The sequence below is a fragment of the Caulobacter sp. SL161 genome (genome assembly GCF_026672375.1).
GTDB lineage: Bacteria > Pseudomonadota > Alphaproteobacteria > Caulobacterales > Caulobacteraceae > Caulobacter.
Map to the genome: position 1 here is coordinate 751,834 of NZ_JAPPRA010000001.1, position 15,907 is coordinate 767,740.

The 15,907-nt window shown below is 68.0% G+C and carries 17 protein-coding genes, 1 tRNA gene and 1 pseudogene; 11 read left to right on the forward strand and 8 right to left on the reverse strand.

Annotation, left to right across the window (positions count from 1 at the left end):
- Window positions 1–8 precede the first annotated feature (8 nt).
- From gspG to OVA11_RS03880, 8 genes are read left to right on the forward strand one after another with little or no spacing between them, the layout of a single operon-like run.
- Window positions 9–461 carry a type II secretion system major pseudopilin GspG gene (gene gspG, locus OVA11_RS03845; RefSeq protein WP_268066249.1) on the forward strand — a complete coding sequence of 151 codons (453 nt, stop codon included), beginning with the start codon at window positions 9–11 and terminating at the stop codon, window positions 459–461.
- On the forward strand, window positions 445–933 hold the full coding sequence (locus OVA11_RS03850; protein WP_268066250.1) for a GspH/FimT family pseudopilin: 489 nt from the start codon (window positions 445–447) through the stop codon (window positions 931–933). Before gspG ends, OVA11_RS03850 begins: the two co-directional genes overlap by 17 nt.
- Window positions 902–1,285 carry a type II secretion system minor pseudopilin GspI gene (gene gspI, locus OVA11_RS03855; protein WP_268066251.1) on the forward strand — a complete coding sequence of 128 codons (384 nt, stop codon included), beginning with the start codon at window positions 902–904 and terminating at the stop codon, window positions 1,283–1,285. The genes OVA11_RS03850 and gspI overlap by 32 nt, the downstream gene beginning before the upstream one ends.
- Entirely contained in the window at window positions 1,282–1,872 is a 591-nt protein-coding gene (gspJ, locus tag OVA11_RS03860) for a type II secretion system minor pseudopilin GspJ (protein WP_268066252.1), read from the forward strand. Before gspI ends, gspJ begins: the two co-directional genes overlap by 4 nt.
- On the forward strand, window positions 1,869–2,843 hold the full coding sequence (gene gspK / locus OVA11_RS03865) for a type II secretion system minor pseudopilin GspK (RefSeq protein ID WP_268066253.1): 975 nt from the start codon (window positions 1,869–1,871) through the stop codon (window positions 2,841–2,843). Before gspJ ends, gspK begins: the two co-directional genes overlap by 4 nt.
- Window positions 2,825–3,931: a type II secretion system protein GspL gene (gene gspL / locus OVA11_RS03870; protein WP_268066254.1), complete on the forward strand. Its 1,107-nt coding sequence runs from the start codon at window positions 2,825–2,827 to the stop codon at window positions 3,929–3,931. Before gspK ends, gspL begins: the two co-directional genes overlap by 19 nt.
- Window positions 3,928–4,404, forward strand: coding sequence for a type II secretion system protein M (locus OVA11_RS03875; RefSeq protein ID WP_268066255.1), 477 nt, complete (start codon window positions 3,928–3,930; stop codon window positions 4,402–4,404). Before gspL ends, OVA11_RS03875 begins: the two co-directional genes overlap by 4 nt.
- Window positions 4,401–5,117, forward strand: coding sequence for a type II secretion system protein N (locus tag OVA11_RS03880; RefSeq protein ID WP_268066256.1), 717 nt, complete (start codon window positions 4,401–4,403; stop codon window positions 5,115–5,117). Before OVA11_RS03875 ends, OVA11_RS03880 begins: the two co-directional genes overlap by 4 nt.
- 109 nt (window positions 5,118–5,226) lie before the next feature.
- On the opposite strand, the gene OVA11_RS03885 is transcribed toward OVA11_RS03880, so the two are convergent.
- The 7 genes and pseudogenes from OVA11_RS03885 to OVA11_RS03915 form a co-directional block, all read right to left on the reverse strand.
- A complete protein-coding gene (locus OVA11_RS03885) occupies window positions 5,227–5,988 on the reverse strand; it encodes a prepilin peptidase (RefSeq protein WP_268066257.1) in 762 nt (253 codons plus the stop codon).
- Window positions 5,989–6,046: 58 nt separating this feature from the next.
- Window positions 6,047–6,246: pseudogene (locus tag OVA11_RS03890) on the reverse strand (hypothetical protein).
- 16 nt (window positions 6,247–6,262) lie between these two features.
- Window positions 6,263–8,746, reverse strand: a complete 2,484-nt coding sequence (locus OVA11_RS03895) for a TonB-dependent receptor (RefSeq protein WP_268066258.1) — start codon at window positions 8,744–8,746, stop codon at window positions 6,263–6,265.
- 394 nt (window positions 8,747–9,140) lie between these two features.
- A tRNA-Arg gene (locus tag OVA11_RS03900) sits at window positions 9,141–9,217 on the reverse strand.
- 84 nt (window positions 9,218–9,301) lie between these two features.
- Window positions 9,302–10,618, reverse strand: a complete 1,317-nt coding sequence (locus tag OVA11_RS03905) for an NCS2 family permease (protein ID WP_268066259.1) — start codon at window positions 10,616–10,618, stop codon at window positions 9,302–9,304.
- Window positions 10,615–11,697, reverse strand: a complete 1,083-nt coding sequence (locus OVA11_RS03910) for a purine nucleoside permease (protein ID WP_268068890.1) — start codon at window positions 11,695–11,697, stop codon at window positions 10,615–10,617. Before OVA11_RS03910 ends, OVA11_RS03905 begins: the two co-directional genes overlap by 4 nt.
- Window positions 11,698–11,778: 81 nt before the next feature.
- Window positions 11,779–12,741, reverse strand: coding sequence for an ABC transporter ATP-binding protein (locus OVA11_RS03915; RefSeq protein ID WP_268066260.1), 963 nt, complete (start codon window positions 12,739–12,741; stop codon window positions 11,779–11,781).
- Window positions 12,742–12,880: 139 nt separating this feature from the next.
- On the opposite strand from OVA11_RS03915, the gene OVA11_RS03920 reads away from it, so the two are divergent.
- From OVA11_RS03920 to OVA11_RS03930, 3 genes are all read left to right on the forward strand, one after another.
- Window positions 12,881–13,150 (forward strand): zinc-finger domain-containing protein, encoded by a 270-nt coding sequence (locus tag OVA11_RS03920; protein WP_268066261.1) that lies wholly within the window; start codon window positions 12,881–12,883, stop codon window positions 13,148–13,150.
- A 19-nt stretch (window positions 13,151–13,169) separates the two neighbouring features.
- On the forward strand, window positions 13,170–13,598 hold the full coding sequence (locus OVA11_RS03925; RefSeq protein ID WP_268066262.1) for an acyl-CoA thioesterase: 429 nt from the start codon (window positions 13,170–13,172) through the stop codon (window positions 13,596–13,598).
- Between the two features lie 148 nt (window positions 13,599–13,746).
- Entirely contained in the window at window positions 13,747–14,223 is a 477-nt protein-coding gene (locus tag OVA11_RS03930) for a GNAT family N-acetyltransferase (RefSeq protein WP_268066263.1), read from the forward strand.
- Here the strand turns inward: OVA11_RS03930 and OVA11_RS03935 are convergent, their stop codons facing one another.
- Window positions 14,224–15,843, reverse strand: a complete 1,620-nt coding sequence (locus OVA11_RS03935) for a long-chain fatty acid--CoA ligase (protein ID WP_268066264.1) — start codon at window positions 15,841–15,843, stop codon at window positions 14,224–14,226. It lies immediately after the preceding gene.
- Window positions 15,844–15,907 lie beyond the last annotated feature (64 nt).

Below are 15,907 nucleotides of genomic sequence, written 5' to 3' on the forward strand. Positions count from 1 at the left end.
GCCAAGCCATGTCGACCGCAACCGCTGAAACGAAACGCCGCCGGGCGCGCCGGGCCGGCTTTACGCTGGTGGAGATGATGGTGGTGATCGTCATTCTGGGCCTGCTAGCGACGGTCGTGGCGATCAACGTCCTGCCCAACCAGGAGAAGGCCATGAAGGGCAAGGCGCGGGCCGACGTGTCGGTCCTTGAGCAGGCCCTGGAAAGCTATCGTCTCGACATCTTCGCGTTCCCGACCACCGAGCAGGGCCTGCAGGCCCTGGTGGTCCCCCCGGCCGGCCTGACCCAGGTCGATCGTTATCGTGAGGGCGGCTATATCCGCCGTCTGCCCAAGGATCCGTGGGGCAACGACTACCAGTACCGTGCGCCGGGCGCGCACGGCGCCATCGATGTCTACTCGTTCGGCGCGGACGGCCGCGAGGGCGGCGAAGGCAAGGACGCCGACATTGGCAACTGGAGCTGAGACCAGACACGCCAAGGCGCGTCGCGTCGCGCAGGCCGGCTTCACCCTGGTCGAGCTCATGGTCGTGCTGATGATCATGGGCCTGCTGGCCACGGCGGTGATCCTGACCCTGCCCGAGGGCAAGATGTCGCTGTCGCAGGAGAGCGCGCGGTTCGCCGCGCGCCTGCTGCGGGCGCGCGAGGAATCTCTGCTGGTCAATCGCCAGGTGCGGGTCAATGTCACCGCCGCCGACTATCGGTTTGATGTCCGTGATGGACGCGCCTGGCGGGCGCTGGATAAGGCGCCGTTCGTGACCACGGCGTGGGTCGAGGAGACCCGGGTCTCGGGTCGCGATGGCGCAACGGTGGTGGTCTTCGAGCCGACCGGTCAGGCCAGCGGTGCGGAATTCACCCTGGGGCGCGGTGGGTCTGGCTATGTGGTCAGCGTCGACGTCGCCGGAAATGTTGCCGTCCATGCCGCCCAAGCGCTCTGAAGCCGGCTTCACGCTCATCGAGCTGCTGGTCGCGCTTGCGATCTTCAGCCTGGCGGTGCTGGCCCTGCTCAATCTGGCGGGCGAGAACACGCGCGCCAGCGGCCGCCTGCAGGACCGCATCCTGGCCGAGGTGGTCTTGGACAACCGCGCCATTGAAGCCGTCACCAGCGTCATGCCACCGGCCCTGGGCCGCGTTTCCGGGGCCGAGCGTGTCGCCGGCCGCCCCTGGCTGTGGACGCGTCAGGTGAGCCGCACCGATGATCCGTCGATCCTGCGCGTCGACATCGCCGTGATGTCGCCCAACAGCCGCCAGCCGGCGGCGGCGGCGACCGTGTTCAGGGCCGCCCGATGAAGGGCTTCACCCTGATCGAGATGATGGTGGCGCTGCTGATCTTCGCGCTGATCACCGCCGCCGGCGTGGCGGTGATGAGTTCGACGCTCAACAACCAGACCGCCGTCCGGGTGCGCGTGGAACGCTATGCCGAGCTGCAGCGCATGCGGGCCGTCGTCAAGGCGGACCTCTCGCAGGCGGCCACGCGCCGGACGCGCGGCGAGGACGGCCTGCCATCGATGACCGCCTTAGCGAGGGTCAGCCCCTGGGCCGCCGCCGGGCCTTTGCTGGCCTTTACCCGGCGCGGCTATGAGAATCCCGACCAGGCTCCGCGCGCCTCGCTGCAGTATGTCGAGTACGCCCTGGTCGAGGGCCGCCTAGAGCGCCGCGCGCGTCCCGCCCTGGACGGCGCGCGCCTCGGCCCAGCCCAGGTGCTGATGACCGACGTCGAAAGCATTCAGTCCGCCTATCTGCTGGACGGGGTATGGCGTCCGACCTGGCGCGGCGAGCCCACGTCCGACATTCCGAGCGCCGTGCGCCTGACCATGAAGCTCAATGATCTGGGCGAGATCGATCAGCTGTTCCTTACCTCGGGAGAGGGGCGATGAGGCGCGAGCACGAGAAGGGCGCGGCGCTGCTGACCGTCATGCTGATGGTCGCGGTGATCTCGGTGATCGCGGTCGGCGTCCTGGACGATATCCGGTTCGGCGTCCGCCGCACGCTCAATGCGCGCATCGCCAGCCAGGCCCAGTGGTACGCCTTGGGGGCCGAGCAACTGGCGCGCACGCGCATCGCCCAGCTGATGGATCGCGAGCCGAACAAGACCACCCTGGAGGGGGGATGGAACGGACGGGTGATTTCGTTCCCGATCGAGCAGGGCCGCATGGAGGCCAGGCTCACCGACGCCACCGGCTGCTTCAATCTCAACAGCGTCGTCGAGGCCAATCAGGGCGAGCCTTTCCGGCGGCGGGAGCTCAGCGTCCGACAGTTCACGACCCTGCTGTCCCTGGTCGGGGTCTCCAACGGGCCAGAGCTTGCGGAAAATCTCGCCGACTGGATGGATAGCAACGACGTGGGCCGCGCCGAGGCCGAGGACCCCGGCTACGCGCAGCTGGCCCAGCCCTACCGCACCGCCGGCGGCCCATTGGCCGAGGTGAGCGAGCTGCGGGCCATCCGGGGCTTCACGCCGAGCGTCTACGCCGCGCTCCGGCCCTATGTCTGCGCCCTACCGACGACCGACCTGTCGCCGATCAACGTGAACACCTTGCCGCCCGAACGCGCCCTGCTGCTCACAGCGCTGACCGAGGGACGGATCGGTCGCGAGACGGCGGCCCGCGTGTTGTCCGGCCGCCCCGCCAACGGCTGGCCCGACGCCCAGGCGTTCTGGGGGCAGCAAGCGCTCGTGGCCACGCCGCCCGGCGACGTGGTGCGTGACCAGATCAAGTTCCGGACCCGCTTTTTCGCCTTGGACAGCCAGATTGTCTTCGCCGACATGCCGGTGTTCATGACCGCCCTTTTCGAAACGCCGTCGGCGAGCAAGGTGATCCTGGCTGCGCGACGTTGGACCCCCGAAGAATGACCTTGCTCAGCCTTCTGATCCTGCCGGCCGCACCCGACGAGCCGGCGCAACTGCTTCAGGACTATGGCCTGTCGGTCACACGGCGGGCCTTGGCGCCCGACGAGCGGCTCGACGAGGCCGGCGCGGTGATCCTGGTCGCGCCGGGGGAGGACGTCGTGGCGCGCTGGATGGACCTGCCGATGGGCAGCGCCGCCCAGGCGCGATCGGCCGCCGCCTTCCGCCTCGAGGACGAGGTGGCGCTGGGCGCCGAGGATCTGCACATCGCCGTCGGCGAGGCCGACGCCGCCGGTCGAACCCTGGTGCTATGGACGGCCCGAGACAAGCTGCAGGCCTGGCTGGACATGGCCCAGACCCATGGCCTCGCGCCCCAGGCGGTGATCCCAGACTACCTGCTCCTGCCCGAGGCTGAAGATGGCGTTCTGACGGTCGGACGACTGGGCGCGCGTCTGGCGCTGCGGGAGCCCGGCAAGGCGCTGAGCGCGGATGCGGATCTGGCCGCGCTCTTGTTCGAAAATCGCGAGCATCGCTACCTCGCCGGCAAGGAGCTCGACGCCCAGCTGATCGCCGGGGCGCGCGCCCCTGTGATCAACCTGCTGCAGGGGCGCTTCGCCGTGCGGACCGCAGGCGGGCGAGGAGGCCTCCGGCGGCTGGCGATCCTGACGGCGGCGGCGGTGCTCTCGCCCTTGCTATTGATGATCGCCCAGATCGCCCATGATCAATGGACGGCGCGCGCCCTGGAGCGCCAAGCGACCAAGCTGGCGGTGTCTTTGGCTCCCCAAGCGTCGCGTTATGAGGATGCGGTGGGCTACGCCCTTTCCCGTCTGGCGGCCAGCCAGAGCGGTCAGGGTTTCGGCGATCTGTCGGCGAGCTATCTGAGCATGGTCGAGTCGACCCCGGGGGTGACCTTGGACACCCTGGTCTATGGCGAGGAGGGCGCGATCCGGTCGACCATCGTCTACAACAACTATTCGGACATGGATCAGCTGCGTCTGGGGGCCAAGCGCCTCGGGCTGGAACTGACCGAGCAAAGCACCGCCAGCGAGGGCGGGCGGATCAGCAGCGATCTCATCATCAGGAGAAAGCCATGAACGGACGACTTGAGGCCGCCCGTCTCTGGTGGACCGGGCGCACAGGGCGCGAGCAGGTGCTGCTGGCGGTGATGGTTGCCGCGCTGGTTCTGGTGATCGGCTGGTATGGCGTCGCCACGCCGCTGTGGTCGGCCGCGAAGACCGCGCAGGTCCGGGTGGACAAAGCGGCCACGCAGCTGGCGACCCTGCGCGGTCTCGCCGCCTGGGCCAGCCGCGCCACGGCTGGCGGCGCTGCGCCCCAGGCGGTGGTCGAGGCCGCCGCCAGCCGGGTGGGCCTGCCGATTGCGCGCCATCGCCAGGACGCCAATGGGCGCTTCACCATCTGGATCGCCGCCATCGATTCCAAGATCCTTCTGCCGTGGACCGCGGGTCTGGAGCGTGAGGGAGCCGTCAAGGTCACCGACTTCACCGCTTCTCGTCTCGACAACGGCCTGATCGAGGCCGAGATCACCTTCGCGCGCGCCGCCCCATGAGCCATCGCCTTCTCCTGGTGATCCTGGTGATCGCCACCCTCGTGATGACCGTCGTCTTCGCGCCGATGCGTGTTCTGACCAAGGACCTGGCTGGGTCTTCGGCCGTGGGTGCGGCCGGCGTGAGCGGGGTGGTCTGGGCCGGTCGCCTGAAAGACGTCACGCTGGCCGGCGCGCCGATCGGCAGCTGGAAGGGCGGGCTCGATCCGCTGTCCTTGCTCACCGGTCAGGTCCGTATGGGTCTGCGGCACGACAAGACCGGCTCGGACCAGCGCGCAGTCCTCTGGCTGGCGGGGCGCGACCGGGGCGTCGAGCGGCTCAACCTCCGCACCGGCCTGGACCTGGCGGTTATCGGCTTGCCGCTCAGCGGCGATGTGGCGTTCCGCGACGCCACGGCGGTGTTCCGGAAGGGGCGTTGCGCGCGGGCGGGCGGCGAGATCCGGCTGCGCCTGATCGGCGATGGGCCCCTGCGCGGCAGCGTGCTCAGCGGGGTGTCGGCGTGTCGCGCCGACAGCTGGTTGGCGACTCTGAGCGGCAAGGCCGGCGCAGCCGATCTGACACTGGTCGGTCGTGTGGAAGGCGATGGCCGCTACCAGCTGGAGATGTCGGCGGCGACGACCGATCCGGATCTGATCCAGGCGCTCGTCGCCGGTGGCTTCACGCGGGATGCGACGGGCGCGCGCCGCACGGTCGCCGGTCGGCTGACGTCGCGCTAGAGCATTTTCCGACGAAGTGGATCCGGTTCGTCGTCAGAAAATGCGTTGATATAAAGAGCTAGAGTGTTTTCCGATGCGTTCGCAAGCGGCGATCGGATCGAAAGGGGCCCTAGGTCAGTAGAGCGTGCAGCGGACCCCAGAGCCAGGTCAGCCAGGCGCCGATCGCCAGGAAGGCGCCAAACGGAAGTTGCTGATCGCCTGAGAAGCGGCGACGGACGAGGGTCTGGGCGATCGCCACGCTCAGGCCTGCGACACACGCCCAGACCAGCACCGACGGCAGGCCTTGCCACCCCACCCAGGCCCCGATCGCGCCGAGCAGGCGCGGATCGCCGCCGCCCATGCCGTCAAATCCCCGGACCGTCTTGTAGAGCCAGGCGATCAGGGCGAGGCCGCCAAAGCCGACAGCCGCGCCGACCAACGGCGTCCAGACCGGGGCCTCGCCGATCGCGAGCGTTGCGATGACGCCCAGGGCGCCGAAGGGCAGGGTCAGCCTGTCGGGAAGCCACAGATGCTCGGTGTCGATCGTGGCGATCAGCAACAACGACCAGCCCATCAGGGCGGTCAGCAGGATCATGCCGCCCGAAAAGGCCAGCACACTCCAGAGAGCGATCACCAGGCACCCGCCTTCAAGGAGAGGGTAGCGCCTGGGGATGGCCGTCCCGCAGGTCCTGCATCGTCCGCGCAGCACAAGAAAGCTGACCAGCGGAACCAGATCCACGACACCGAGCCGACGCTTGCATGTGTCGCACGCTGACCTCGACATCGCCCAGGGCCGGTCCGCCGGCAGGCGAAGCGTCAGCAGTCCGATGAAGCTGCCGACGAAGGGCGCAAGGATCAGCGCCGAAACGGCCCAAAGGTGGTCGATGGTCAAGAGCGGCTCGTGTGGGGTTGGAGGAGCCTTGGCCCAAAGCCGCCCCAACGACAATCGCCTAAGCGATGCGAGGCCCAATTTTCGTCGCATCGGGATTGGGAGTCACGCAGGGTTGGCTGACTCGAAGGCCCTGCCCGCCGATCACTCGCGGCCGGGTCATGGGGCTGTTCGCGCGCGCCACCCATGCCCGGCCGATAGCCTATGATCCCCCGGCAGGGCCGGGGCCTGGAGCCGTCTGGTCTGGATGGAGCTCTCCAAACCAGATCAAGAGGCTCTAGAACGCCGCCCGCAGGGTGACGCCCCAGGTGCGCGGATCCCCCGGCTGACCGGCGATCAGGCCGGTGTTGCTGGGGCCCACGGCCAGGAACTCGAAATAGTTCTCGTCGAAGGCGTTGCGCACCCAGCCATAGAGATTGAGGCCCTCGGGCGTGCGGAAGCCGGCCCGGAAGTTGGCGATCGCATAGCCGTCGACCCAGGTGTAGATCGAGGGCGACGGATTGGACGAGAACTTGCTGCGATAGCTGCCGTCATAGCCGACATAGAACTCGCCGGTCTTGCCCAGGAAGTCGCCCGGAACATTGGCCTCGACGCCCAGGGCCACGCTCCACTTCGAGACGCCCGGCAGCCGCTGACCCGAAACGTCGCAGTTGGCGGGGCTGAGCGCGCCCGCCACGCCGGCCGCGCCCGGAACCTGGGTTCCGGTCGCCACCGTGCCGCCCGACAGTTCCGGCGGGCAGGGCGCGTCGACGAAGCGCACATACTTGGCGTCGGTGTAGGCGGCGTTCAGGTAGGTCGAGAAGCGGGCGTTGGGCCGATAGGCCGAGTCCAGCTCCACGCCTTGCGTGCGCACCTTGCCGGCGTTGGCCAGATAGCCGCGCAGCACGCCCAGCTGGCCGTTGCTCACCGTGGCCTGGTAGTTCTTGATGTCGCTGCGGAAGACCGCGAGGTTGGCCGTCAGGGTGCGGTCCAGCCACTGGGTCTTCAGGCCGCCTTCGAAGTGATTGATGTCCTCGGGCTTGATCGCGCCTGCGGCCTCGATCGGCTTGCCCGCCGCATCCGTCGGCAGGCCGTTCTGGTTGATGCCGCCGGTCTTGAAGCTCTTGGCGTAGGTGGCGTAGGCCAACACATCGCGATCCAGCTGATAGCTGGCCGACAGGTCGTAGGTGAAGTTCCAGTCGTCGAAGCTGGGGGCGCTGACCTGCGGGGTGTAGACCGCCAGCTGGGCGGCGCGGCGCGCGCCGGTGTCGGTGAGCAGCACGGGCACGCCCTGGCCGTCGATCACCCTGCGCTCATAGAAGCCCGACTTCTCGTCGTAGTTCAGGCGCGCACCGGGTGTCAGGGTAAAGGCGTCGGTGAGCTTCCAGCTCAGCTGGCCGAACACCGCAAAGCTCGTGCTCTTCAGCCACTGGGTGTTGAGCGCCGTCAGGCCCGCCAGGACGCTCGGGTCATTGGACAGGGCGTTGCTGGGATTGATGTTCCAGCGGCTGGCGTTGACGCCCTGCTGCTCGGTGCCCTGAGTGTCGATGCGCTGGTGGAAGGCGAAGGCGCCGACCACCAGGTCATGAGAGTCCCAGGACCGGTTGAAGCGCAGTTCCTGGCTATACTGGTCCTGCTGCGAGGGATTTTGCGACTTGGCCACGATCGACAGGCCCAGGAAATCGCGGTCGTGCTGCGGCTTCCAGTCCCAGAATCGCCAGGCTGTGACCGAGGTCAGGGTCCCGCCCGCAACGTTCCAGGCCACCTTGGCCGAGGCGCCGCCGACCTTGTTGCCGGCGTTGAGCTCGGCGTCGACGTCCGTGACGCGGTCGAAGGCGTTGGTGCTGGGGACCGCATAGCCCAGGGCGGAGGTCAGGGCCGCGTACTGACGGTTCAGCGCCCGCTGGGTGGCGCCGGTGCGCACATAGATCTGAGCAAAGCCTTCAGGATCCTGAGCGCTGTAGTCGGCGGCCAGGGTCACGGCCAGGTCTTCACTGGGCTTGAACAGCAGCTGACCGCGCAGGCCCAGATTGTCCTGCTCGTTGATGTAGCGGCGGCTGGTCACATTGTAGATCGTGCCGCGCCGATGGGTGCTGGAGACCGCGAAACGGGCGGCGAGCTTGTCGCTCAGCGGTCCCGAGATGGCCGCCTTGGCCTGCTTGTAGTCCAGATTGCCCAGCGACACCTCGGCGTTGGCCTCGAAGTCGAAGGTCGGCTGGCGGGTGGTGATGTTGATCGCGCCGGCGGTGGTGTTCTTGCCGTACAGCGTGCCCTGCGGACCACGCAGGACCTCGATGCGGTCGACGTCCAGGAAGTCGAAGGTCGCAGTGGCGACGCGCGAGTTATAGACGTCGTCGACATAGATGCCGACGCCCTGCTCGAAGCCGTCGCTGGTCAGGCCGAACGGCACGCCCAGGCCCCGGATGTTCACCGCCGTGTTGCGGGGGTTGGACGAATAGAACTGCAGGGTCGGCGTCAGCTGCTGCAGACGGCCGACATTGAATGATCCCGTCCCGTCCAGGCGATCGCCCCCGACCACCGACACGGCCAGCGGCGCCGACTGCACGGTCTCGGACCGGCGACGGGCCGTGATGGTCAAGGCCTCGACCGTCGCGCCGGCCACGTTCGAGCCGTCGGCCTCGGCGCTCTCGGAGGCGGTCGCCACGGCGCCTGGGACGGTCGAGCCCTCGGTCACGCCGGCATAGGCGCCGCTGGCGCCGCCGCAGAGCAGCGCCGGGATCAGCAAGGCCTTGGTCGCGTCGTTACGCTGGGTGAAAGACATGTCCAGTCCCCTCGTTAGAAATCCACGGGAACTGATTGCGAGTTAATCCTACAGGAATAATGGGATTTAATTGAGACGGTCGTTAGCTTATCTCGTAACGGTGTTGTCTTTGGTGGCTGCCGATGGGGCGTCCGTCGCCGGGGCGAACGGGAGCCAAGCAGGGCCGAGCCGCGCTGTCTTCAACGCCGCGATGCGGCGTGGGCGGCCGAAGCCAGAGTCCGTCGCAGCAGCGGGCTCGTCTCGTCCTGAATGAAGAACGAGGGCCTTCCCTTTTCGGGACTATTCCGGGAAATCGCGTCCCAAACCACCCGACAGGGACGGCTTGGTTTCCCTCGTCGGTGAACGAGGGCACGCGCCAGGCTAGCGCTGAGAAACCGCTTTTGTTGAGTGAAGCTGGCGCACCCGACACGATTCGAACGTGTGACCTTTGCCTTCGGAGGGCAACGCTCTATCCAGCTGAGCTACGGGTGCCTGCGACCTTCCTGGAAACCCAGGAGGCGGGAAGCGGGTCTTAGCCGAAAGGCGAGGCCGGCGCAAACGGTCTCGCGATCAGGCTTATGCCTTTCCCATATAGATGAACCGCAGGACGAACAGGCCGGCCAGCACAAACAGCAGCCAATCCTTCGGCTTGGCCTTGCCGCGCAGCAGGGTGAGGCCCGCATAGGCGGTGATGCCGAACGCCAGGCCGTTGGCGATCGAGAAGGTCAGCGGGATGGCGATGACCGTCAGAAAGGCGGGGATGGCGACACCCGGATCGTCCCAGTCGACGTCGGCCAGGGCTCCGACCATCATCGCGCCGACCACGATCAGGGCCGGCGCGGTGGCCGCCACGGGGATGGCCTGGACCCAGGGCGCGAAGAACAGGGTCAGCAGGAACAGCACGCCGACCACCACGGCGGTCAGGCCCGTGCGGCCGCCCTCGGCCACGCCCGAGGCGCTCTCGATATAGCTGACAACGGTCGAGGTTCCGGCCAGCGAGCCGCCGATAGTGGCGATGGAGTCGGCGGTCAGGATGCGGTTGAGGCGCGGGATCGTGCCGTCGGGCTGGACGAGGCCGGCCTTCTTGGTCACCGCCACCAGCGTGCCGACATTGTCGAACAGATCGACGAACAGAAAGACGAAGATCACCTCGGCCAGCGCCATCCCGAACGCCCCGTTCAGGTGCAGGGCGGCGGGGATGTCGAGCTTGAAGGCCGTGGCGGTCAGGGCCGCCAGGCCGTAGTCGCCAGGGGCGATCTTGGCCAGGCCCAGCGCCCAGGCCACGCCGGCGGCGACGAGGATGCCGATCAGGATGGCGCCCTTGACCCGCCAGGCCATCAGGGCGCCCATCACCAGGAGGCCCAGGATCGCCAGCACCGCCGTGGGCTTGGTCAGATCACCAAGAGCCACGGTCGTGGCGGGATCGGCGACGATGATGCCGGCTTCCTTCAGGCCGATGAAGGCGATGAACAGCCCCACCCCGGCGGCGACGGCCGAGAACAGCGGGCGGGGAATGGCGCCGACGATCAGCTGGCGGATGCCGGCGACCGTCAGGATCAGGAACGCCACGCCCGACAGGAACACACAGCCCAGCGCCGTCTCCCAAGGCAGGCCCATGCCCTTGACGACCGTGAAGGTGAAATAGGCGTTGAGGCCCATGCCCGGCGCCAGTGCGATCGGGTAGTTGGCGATCAGGCCCATCAGGATGCTGCCCAGACCCGCGGCCAGGCAGGTGGCGGCGGCGACGGCGGCGATCGGCATGCCGGCCTGGCCCAGGATCGCCGGATTGACGATCACGATATAGGCCATGGTCAGGAAGGTGGTGACGCCGGCCAGCACCTCGGTGCGCACCGAGGTTCCCTGCTCCGATAGCTTGAAGATCCTGTCGATCATTTCGCCGTTCCCCCGATGGCGGTCATGTCCGGTGTGTTGGCCTCGTAGCGGTCCCAGCGAGCGGTCAACTCGCGCACCACGACGGAGCCGACACGATAGGCCGAGTCGAACGCAGACACCGCGCCCTCGTCATGAAAGGCGCGCGGAAAGGCTGGCGCGCCGAGCGGCGGACGCGAATAGTTGCTGGCGGTCCGCAGAACCATCACGCGCTGGAAGTCGACCCTGCCGGCCTTGGCGTAGAGGTCGAGCACGTCGAGGATCCCCTGATCCTCGCAGTCGGTCATGACAAAGACCCCGGCGCCGTCGGTCCAAAGCTTGACCCAGTCCTGCGCCCACTGGGTTCGTTTGGCGCCGTGCCAGAACCGGGTCGCGCCCAAGGCTTCGCCCTTGAGCACGAAGGGCGGTCGTTGGGCGTTGGGCTCTCCGGCGTAGGGGGCCCGTAGCGCGGCCAGCCCAGGATGGTCGGGAATCTCCACCTTCGACGTCAGGCTGTAGGCCCAGTCGACCAATCGCCAGTTCAGCGCCCACACCATGCCCGAAGAGCCCTCGGCCGAGCCCTTGACGTTCGGACGCTCGGTCTCGAGCGAATAGAGGCCGTAGGGCCAGTCGGCCGGAACTTCACGGTCATCGACCTCGTAGATCGGATCGGCGTCGATGACATAGCGGGCCCAGGCGGCGCTGCCGATCGAGGCGGCCTTGGGGTCGACGCCCGCGATCCCGGCCACCAGCCAGTAGGTCTTTGAGAAGTCGAACCGCTTGTCGAGCAGCAGGGCCGCGACGCTTTCGCGCGCCCGGGCGCGCATGTCGGTCATCACGCCGAGAACGCCGTCCTTGGGCGAATAGCGGGCCGGATGGCGCAGGCCCGGGACGTCTATGGCCTCGGTGAGCGGCAGGCCCTCGACCCAGGGCTGGAACTCGCCGGGCCGGTCGCCGGTGACCGCGCCGATCTCGAAGGTGGTCAGGACCACCACCTTGACCGGGATCGGCTTGGCGGGCTGGGCGTGCGCGACAGCGCCGAGTCCCAGCCATAATCCCAGGATCAGTCCCACCAGCCGCATCGCCCGCACGCCCCATCGCACCCCGAAGGCTGCGAAGCTGGCGCGCGCCGCTGAGGCTGGCAAGCGCGCTTCGTCGCGACAGGACGTTGGCGGAGCGGGTGATCAGTCCTTGGTCGGATCGGCGGCGTTGGGATCGCCGTAGGTCAGGGCCACGAAGACGTCCTCCAGATCGGGATCCTCGGTGGCGATATCCTTGATGTGAACACCGCTGGCGCGGACGGCCGCCAGCACCTGCTCAACGCTGGACTGGCCCGTACGATAGCTCACCGAGAAGGCGCCGCCGGGGCGCAGCTTGGTGTCGAAGCCCTCCAGGACCGGGGCGGCGGTCACGGGGCTCTCGGGAGTCACCACCACGTTGCGGCTGTCCATCCGGCTCAGCAGCTTGGCCGTCGGCTCGCAGGCCACCACCTCGCCCCGATTGATGATGGCGATCTCGTCGCAGAGCTCCTGGGCCTCTTCCAGATAGTGGGTGGTGAGCACGATGGTCACGCCCAGTTCGTTGAGGCTGGTGACGTACTGCCAAAGCTGACGGCGCAGCTCGACATCGACCCCGGCGGTGGGTTCGTCGAGGATCAGCACCGGCGGCTGATGGACCATGGCTTTCGCCACCATCAGGCGACGCTTCATGCCGCCGGACAGCTGGCGGACATAGGCGCCCGCCTTGTCGCCGAGGCCGAGAGCGTTCAGCAGTTCGTCGGTGCGGCGCTCGTTCTTGGGTACGCCATAGAAGCCCGCCTGCACCTCCAGCGACTCGCGCGGGGTGAAGAACACGTCGGCGGCCAGCTCCTGCGGCACTACGCCGATGGCGGCGCGGGCGTCGCGCGGCCGCTGGTCGATGTCGCGGCCCCAGATGCGGACCGTGCCCGAGCTCTTGCGGACCAGACCCGCCAGGATGTTGATGAAGGTCGACTTGCCCGCGCCATTGGGCCCCAGCAGGCCGAAGATGGAGCCTCGGGGAATCTTCAGATCAATGCCGTTGAGGGCCCGCTTCTCCGGCGAGGTCTTGGTGCCGGCATAGGTCTTATAGAGGCCTTCGGCTTCGATGGCGTAGGCGGGAAGGTCCATGGAGCGTCCAAAACGGGGCGGCGACGGCCGGGAAACGTCATTAGCGGCGCGCGTCGATTGACGGCGCCTTTCAGCGTCGCATAGGTATGCCTCGTTCGCCGCCGCGCCAAGGCCGCGTTCCGAATAAGGACTCGCCGACATGGCCAAGACCCCCGCTTCCGCTCCGACCGCCATGGACCTCAACGTGATCGCCGGCCCAGCCCCGGAAACGGTCGCGGTCCGTTCGCACCGCATCGCCTGCGATGGCGTCGGCGGCGCGCTGGGCCATCCGCGCGTCTGGCTCGAGATGGGCGCGGCCGGCTTTGTCGACTGCCCCTATTGCGACCGCCGCTTCGTGGCCGCGACCGGCGAGAGCGACGATGGCCATCATTTGCCGGCGGGCGTCTATGAAGGCGCCGGCGGCCACTAAGGCCGCCACCTCTTTCCCGATGAGCACGTTCCCAGCGGCCCAGCGCGCCGAAACCCTGGCCAAGGCCTGGGAGAAGGCGGAGTGGCCGAACGAGGCGCCGGTGTTGCGCGCCATCGCCATGCCGTCCGACACCAATCCCGAAGGCGACATCTTCGGCGGTTGGCTGCTGTCGCAGATGGACCTCGCCGCCGCCTCGATCGCGTTCCACCGGGCGGCGGGCCGCTGTGCGACCATCGCCATCGACGGCATGACCTTCATCAGCCCGGTGTTCGTCGGCGACGAGGTCAGCCTGTTCGCGCGGGTGGTCCACACCGGGCGAACCTCCCTGAAGGTCCAGGTCGAGGCCTGGCGCCGGCCGCGTGACAGCGAGCAGGCGCACAAGGTGACCGAAGGCGTGTTCACCTTCGTGGCCATCGACGAGAACCGGAAATCGCGGCCGCTGCCATAGGCTGATCGGGTCGGGGCGTTGGAACCGGCTTGCATGACCCGGCTGCACGGGCGTCAGATGGGCGAATGAGCACGCCCGCATTCGATCTCGACCTTCCGTCGTTTATCGCCCGGATGGTCACCCAGACCCAGATGACGGTGGACTAGCTGTGGTTACGCTGCGCGCCACCCGACCGGGCGATCTCGGCTGGATCATCCAGCGGCACGGCGCGCTGTACGCCGCCGAGCAGGGCTGGGACCATCGGTTCGAGGGCGTCGTGGCGGGCGTCGTCGCCGACTATGTGAAGACCCATGACCCGGCCCGCGAAGCCTGCTGGATCGCCGAACATGACGGAGCGCCGGTCGGCTCGATCATGCTGGCCAAGGAGACCGAAACGGTCGGCCGCCTGCGCCTGCTGCTGGTCGAGCCCTCGGCGCGCGGCCTGGGCGTCGGCGAGGCCCTGATCGCCGCCTGCATCGCCCGGGCCCGCGAGGCCGGCTACGCCGAGATGGTGCTGTGGACCCAGAGCATCCTGCTGCCGGCGCGCCGCCTCTACGCCCGCTTTGGCTTCGTGCTGGAGGAAAGCTGGGACTATGACGGCTTCGCCGAGGGGCTGGTTTCGGAGAGTTGGCGGCTGAAGCTTTGATCAGCCGGTCAGGTGATCCCTCCACGCCTGACGCAGGACCTTCTTGTCGATCTTGCCGGTCGCGGTCAGCGGCACGGCGGCGAAGACCACGTCGTCGGGCGTCCACCATTTGACGATCCGGGGCGCCAGGTAGTCGAGCACGGCGGCCTTGGTGAGCTGTGCGCCCTCGTGAGTCTCGATGACCAGCAGGGGGCGCTCCTCCCACTTGGGATGCGGCACGCCGATCACCGCGGCGATCTTCACGCCCGGGCAGCCGACGGCGACGTTCTCCAGATCGATCGAGCTGATCCACTCGCCGCCCGACTTGATGACGTCCTTCTGGCGGTCGGTGATGCGCATGAAGCCGTTGGCGTCCAGGGTGGCGATGTCGCCGGTGTCGAAGAAGCCGTCCTCGCGGGCGGCGTCGGCCTCCTTGCGGAAATAGCGCTTCACCACCCAGGGACCGCGCACCAGGAGCGCGCCGGAGGTCTCGCCGTCCCAGGGCGCGGCCCGGCCGTCCTCAGTCTCGACCTTCAGCTCGATGCCGAACTGCAGGCGGCCCTGGCGGGTCCAGATGGCCTCGTCCATGGCCTCCTCGCCCAGCGCCGCCAGGGCCGGGGTGGGGGTGGCGACGACGCCGATCGGGCAGGTCTCGGTCATGCCCCAGATCTGCAGGGTCTGGACGCCGTAGCGATGCTTGAAGGTCTCGGCCATGGCGCGCGGCACGGCGCTGCCCCCGATCACGACCTTCTTCAGGCTGCCGGGCCGCTGGCCGTTCCGGTCGAGCCAGTCCAGATACATGGTCCAGATGGTCGGCACGCCGCCGGTGAAGGTGACGCCCTCGCCGTCGATCAGCTGGTGCAGGCTGGCGCCGTCCATCTTGTCGGCGGGCAAGACGAGCTTGGCCCCGCAGATCGGGGCGCTGAACGGCAGGCCCCAGGCGGTGGCGTGGTAGAGGCTGGAGCAGGGCATCACCACGTCGAACGGCGTAAAGCCGAACGCGCTGTTTAAGCCCCCCGCCATGGCGTGCAGCACCACGGCCCGGTGCGAATAGAGCACGCCCTTGGGATCGCCCGTGGTGCCCGAGGTGTAGCAGAGGAAGGCGCCGGCGTTCTCGTCGAAGCTGGGCCAGGGAAACGCATCCGGCTCGCCTTCGATCAGGGTCTCATAGCCGATCGCCCCGACCGCGCCGGGGACGGTCCGCTCGGCGTCTGACAGCATGACGAAGGTCTTCACCGTGGTCAGTTGCGGCGCGATGCGCTCGACCAGGGCCTGGAAATTGCGCTCGAAGAAGAGCACGCCGCTTTCAGCGTGATTGATCGTGTAGACGATCTGCTCATCGAACAGCCGGGGATTGGCCGTGTGCAGCACCGCGCCGATCCCCGGGACCGCGTAGAACAGCTCCAGGTGCCGATGGGTGTTCCAGGCCAGGGAGGTGACGCGGTCGCCGGCCTTGATCCCCAGTCGCCGGAGCGCATGGGCCGCCTGGGCCGAACGACGCGCCAGGCGTGCATAGTCATAGCGATGTAGCGGTTCGTCGATCAGCCGCGAGACGATCTCGCGCGCGCCATGGGCCTGGGCGGCGTAGGTCAGGATGCCGCTGATCATCAGCGGCGTCGTCTGCATCAGGCCCGGGATCATGGGCGCCTCCCAATTCTTGTCGTTGGGAGGAGCCTAGAGGGTGAAACGCTTGTTGGAAAAGGGC

Coding starts and splice junctions, on each gene's coding strand:
- gspJ (WP_268066252.1), top strand. CDS start 1,282: ATGAAGGGCTTCACCCTGATCGAGATGATGGTGGCGCTGCTGATCTTC.
- OVA11_RS03875 (WP_268066255.1), top strand. CDS start 3,928: ATGAACGGACGACTTGAGGCCGCCCGTCTCTGGTGGACCGGGCGCACA.
- OVA11_RS03935 (WP_268066264.1), bottom strand. CDS start 15,843: ATGATCCCGGGCCTGATGCAGACGACGCCGCTGATGATCAGCGGCATC.
- gspK (WP_268066253.1), top strand. CDS start 1,869: ATGAGGCGCGAGCACGAGAAGGGCGCGGCGCTGCTGACCGTCATGCTG.
- OVA11_RS03920 (WP_268066261.1), top strand. CDS start 12,881: ATGGCCAAGACCCCCGCTTCCGCTCCGACCGCCATGGACCTCAACGTG.
- OVA11_RS03880 (WP_268066256.1), top strand. CDS start 4,401: ATGAGCCATCGCCTTCTCCTGGTGATCCTGGTGATCGCCACCCTCGTG.
- gspI (WP_268066251.1), top strand. CDS start 902: ATGTTGCCGTCCATGCCGCCCAAGCGCTCTGAAGCCGGCTTCACGCTC.
- gspG (WP_268066249.1), top strand. CDS start 9: ATGTCGACCGCAACCGCTGAAACGAAACGCCGCCGGGCGCGCCGGGCC.
- OVA11_RS03915 (WP_268066260.1), bottom strand. CDS start 12,741: ATGGACCTTCCCGCCTACGCCATCGAAGCCGAAGGCCTCTATAAGACC.
- OVA11_RS03925 (WP_268066262.1), top strand. CDS start 13,170: ATGAGCACGTTCCCAGCGGCCCAGCGCGCCGAAACCCTGGCCAAGGCC.
- OVA11_RS03905 (WP_268066259.1), bottom strand. CDS start 10,618: ATGATCGACAGGATCTTCAAGCTATCGGAGCAGGGAACCTCGGTGCGC.
- OVA11_RS03895 (WP_268066258.1), bottom strand. CDS start 8,746: ATGTCTTTCACCCAGCGTAACGACGCGACCAAGGCCTTGCTGATCCCG.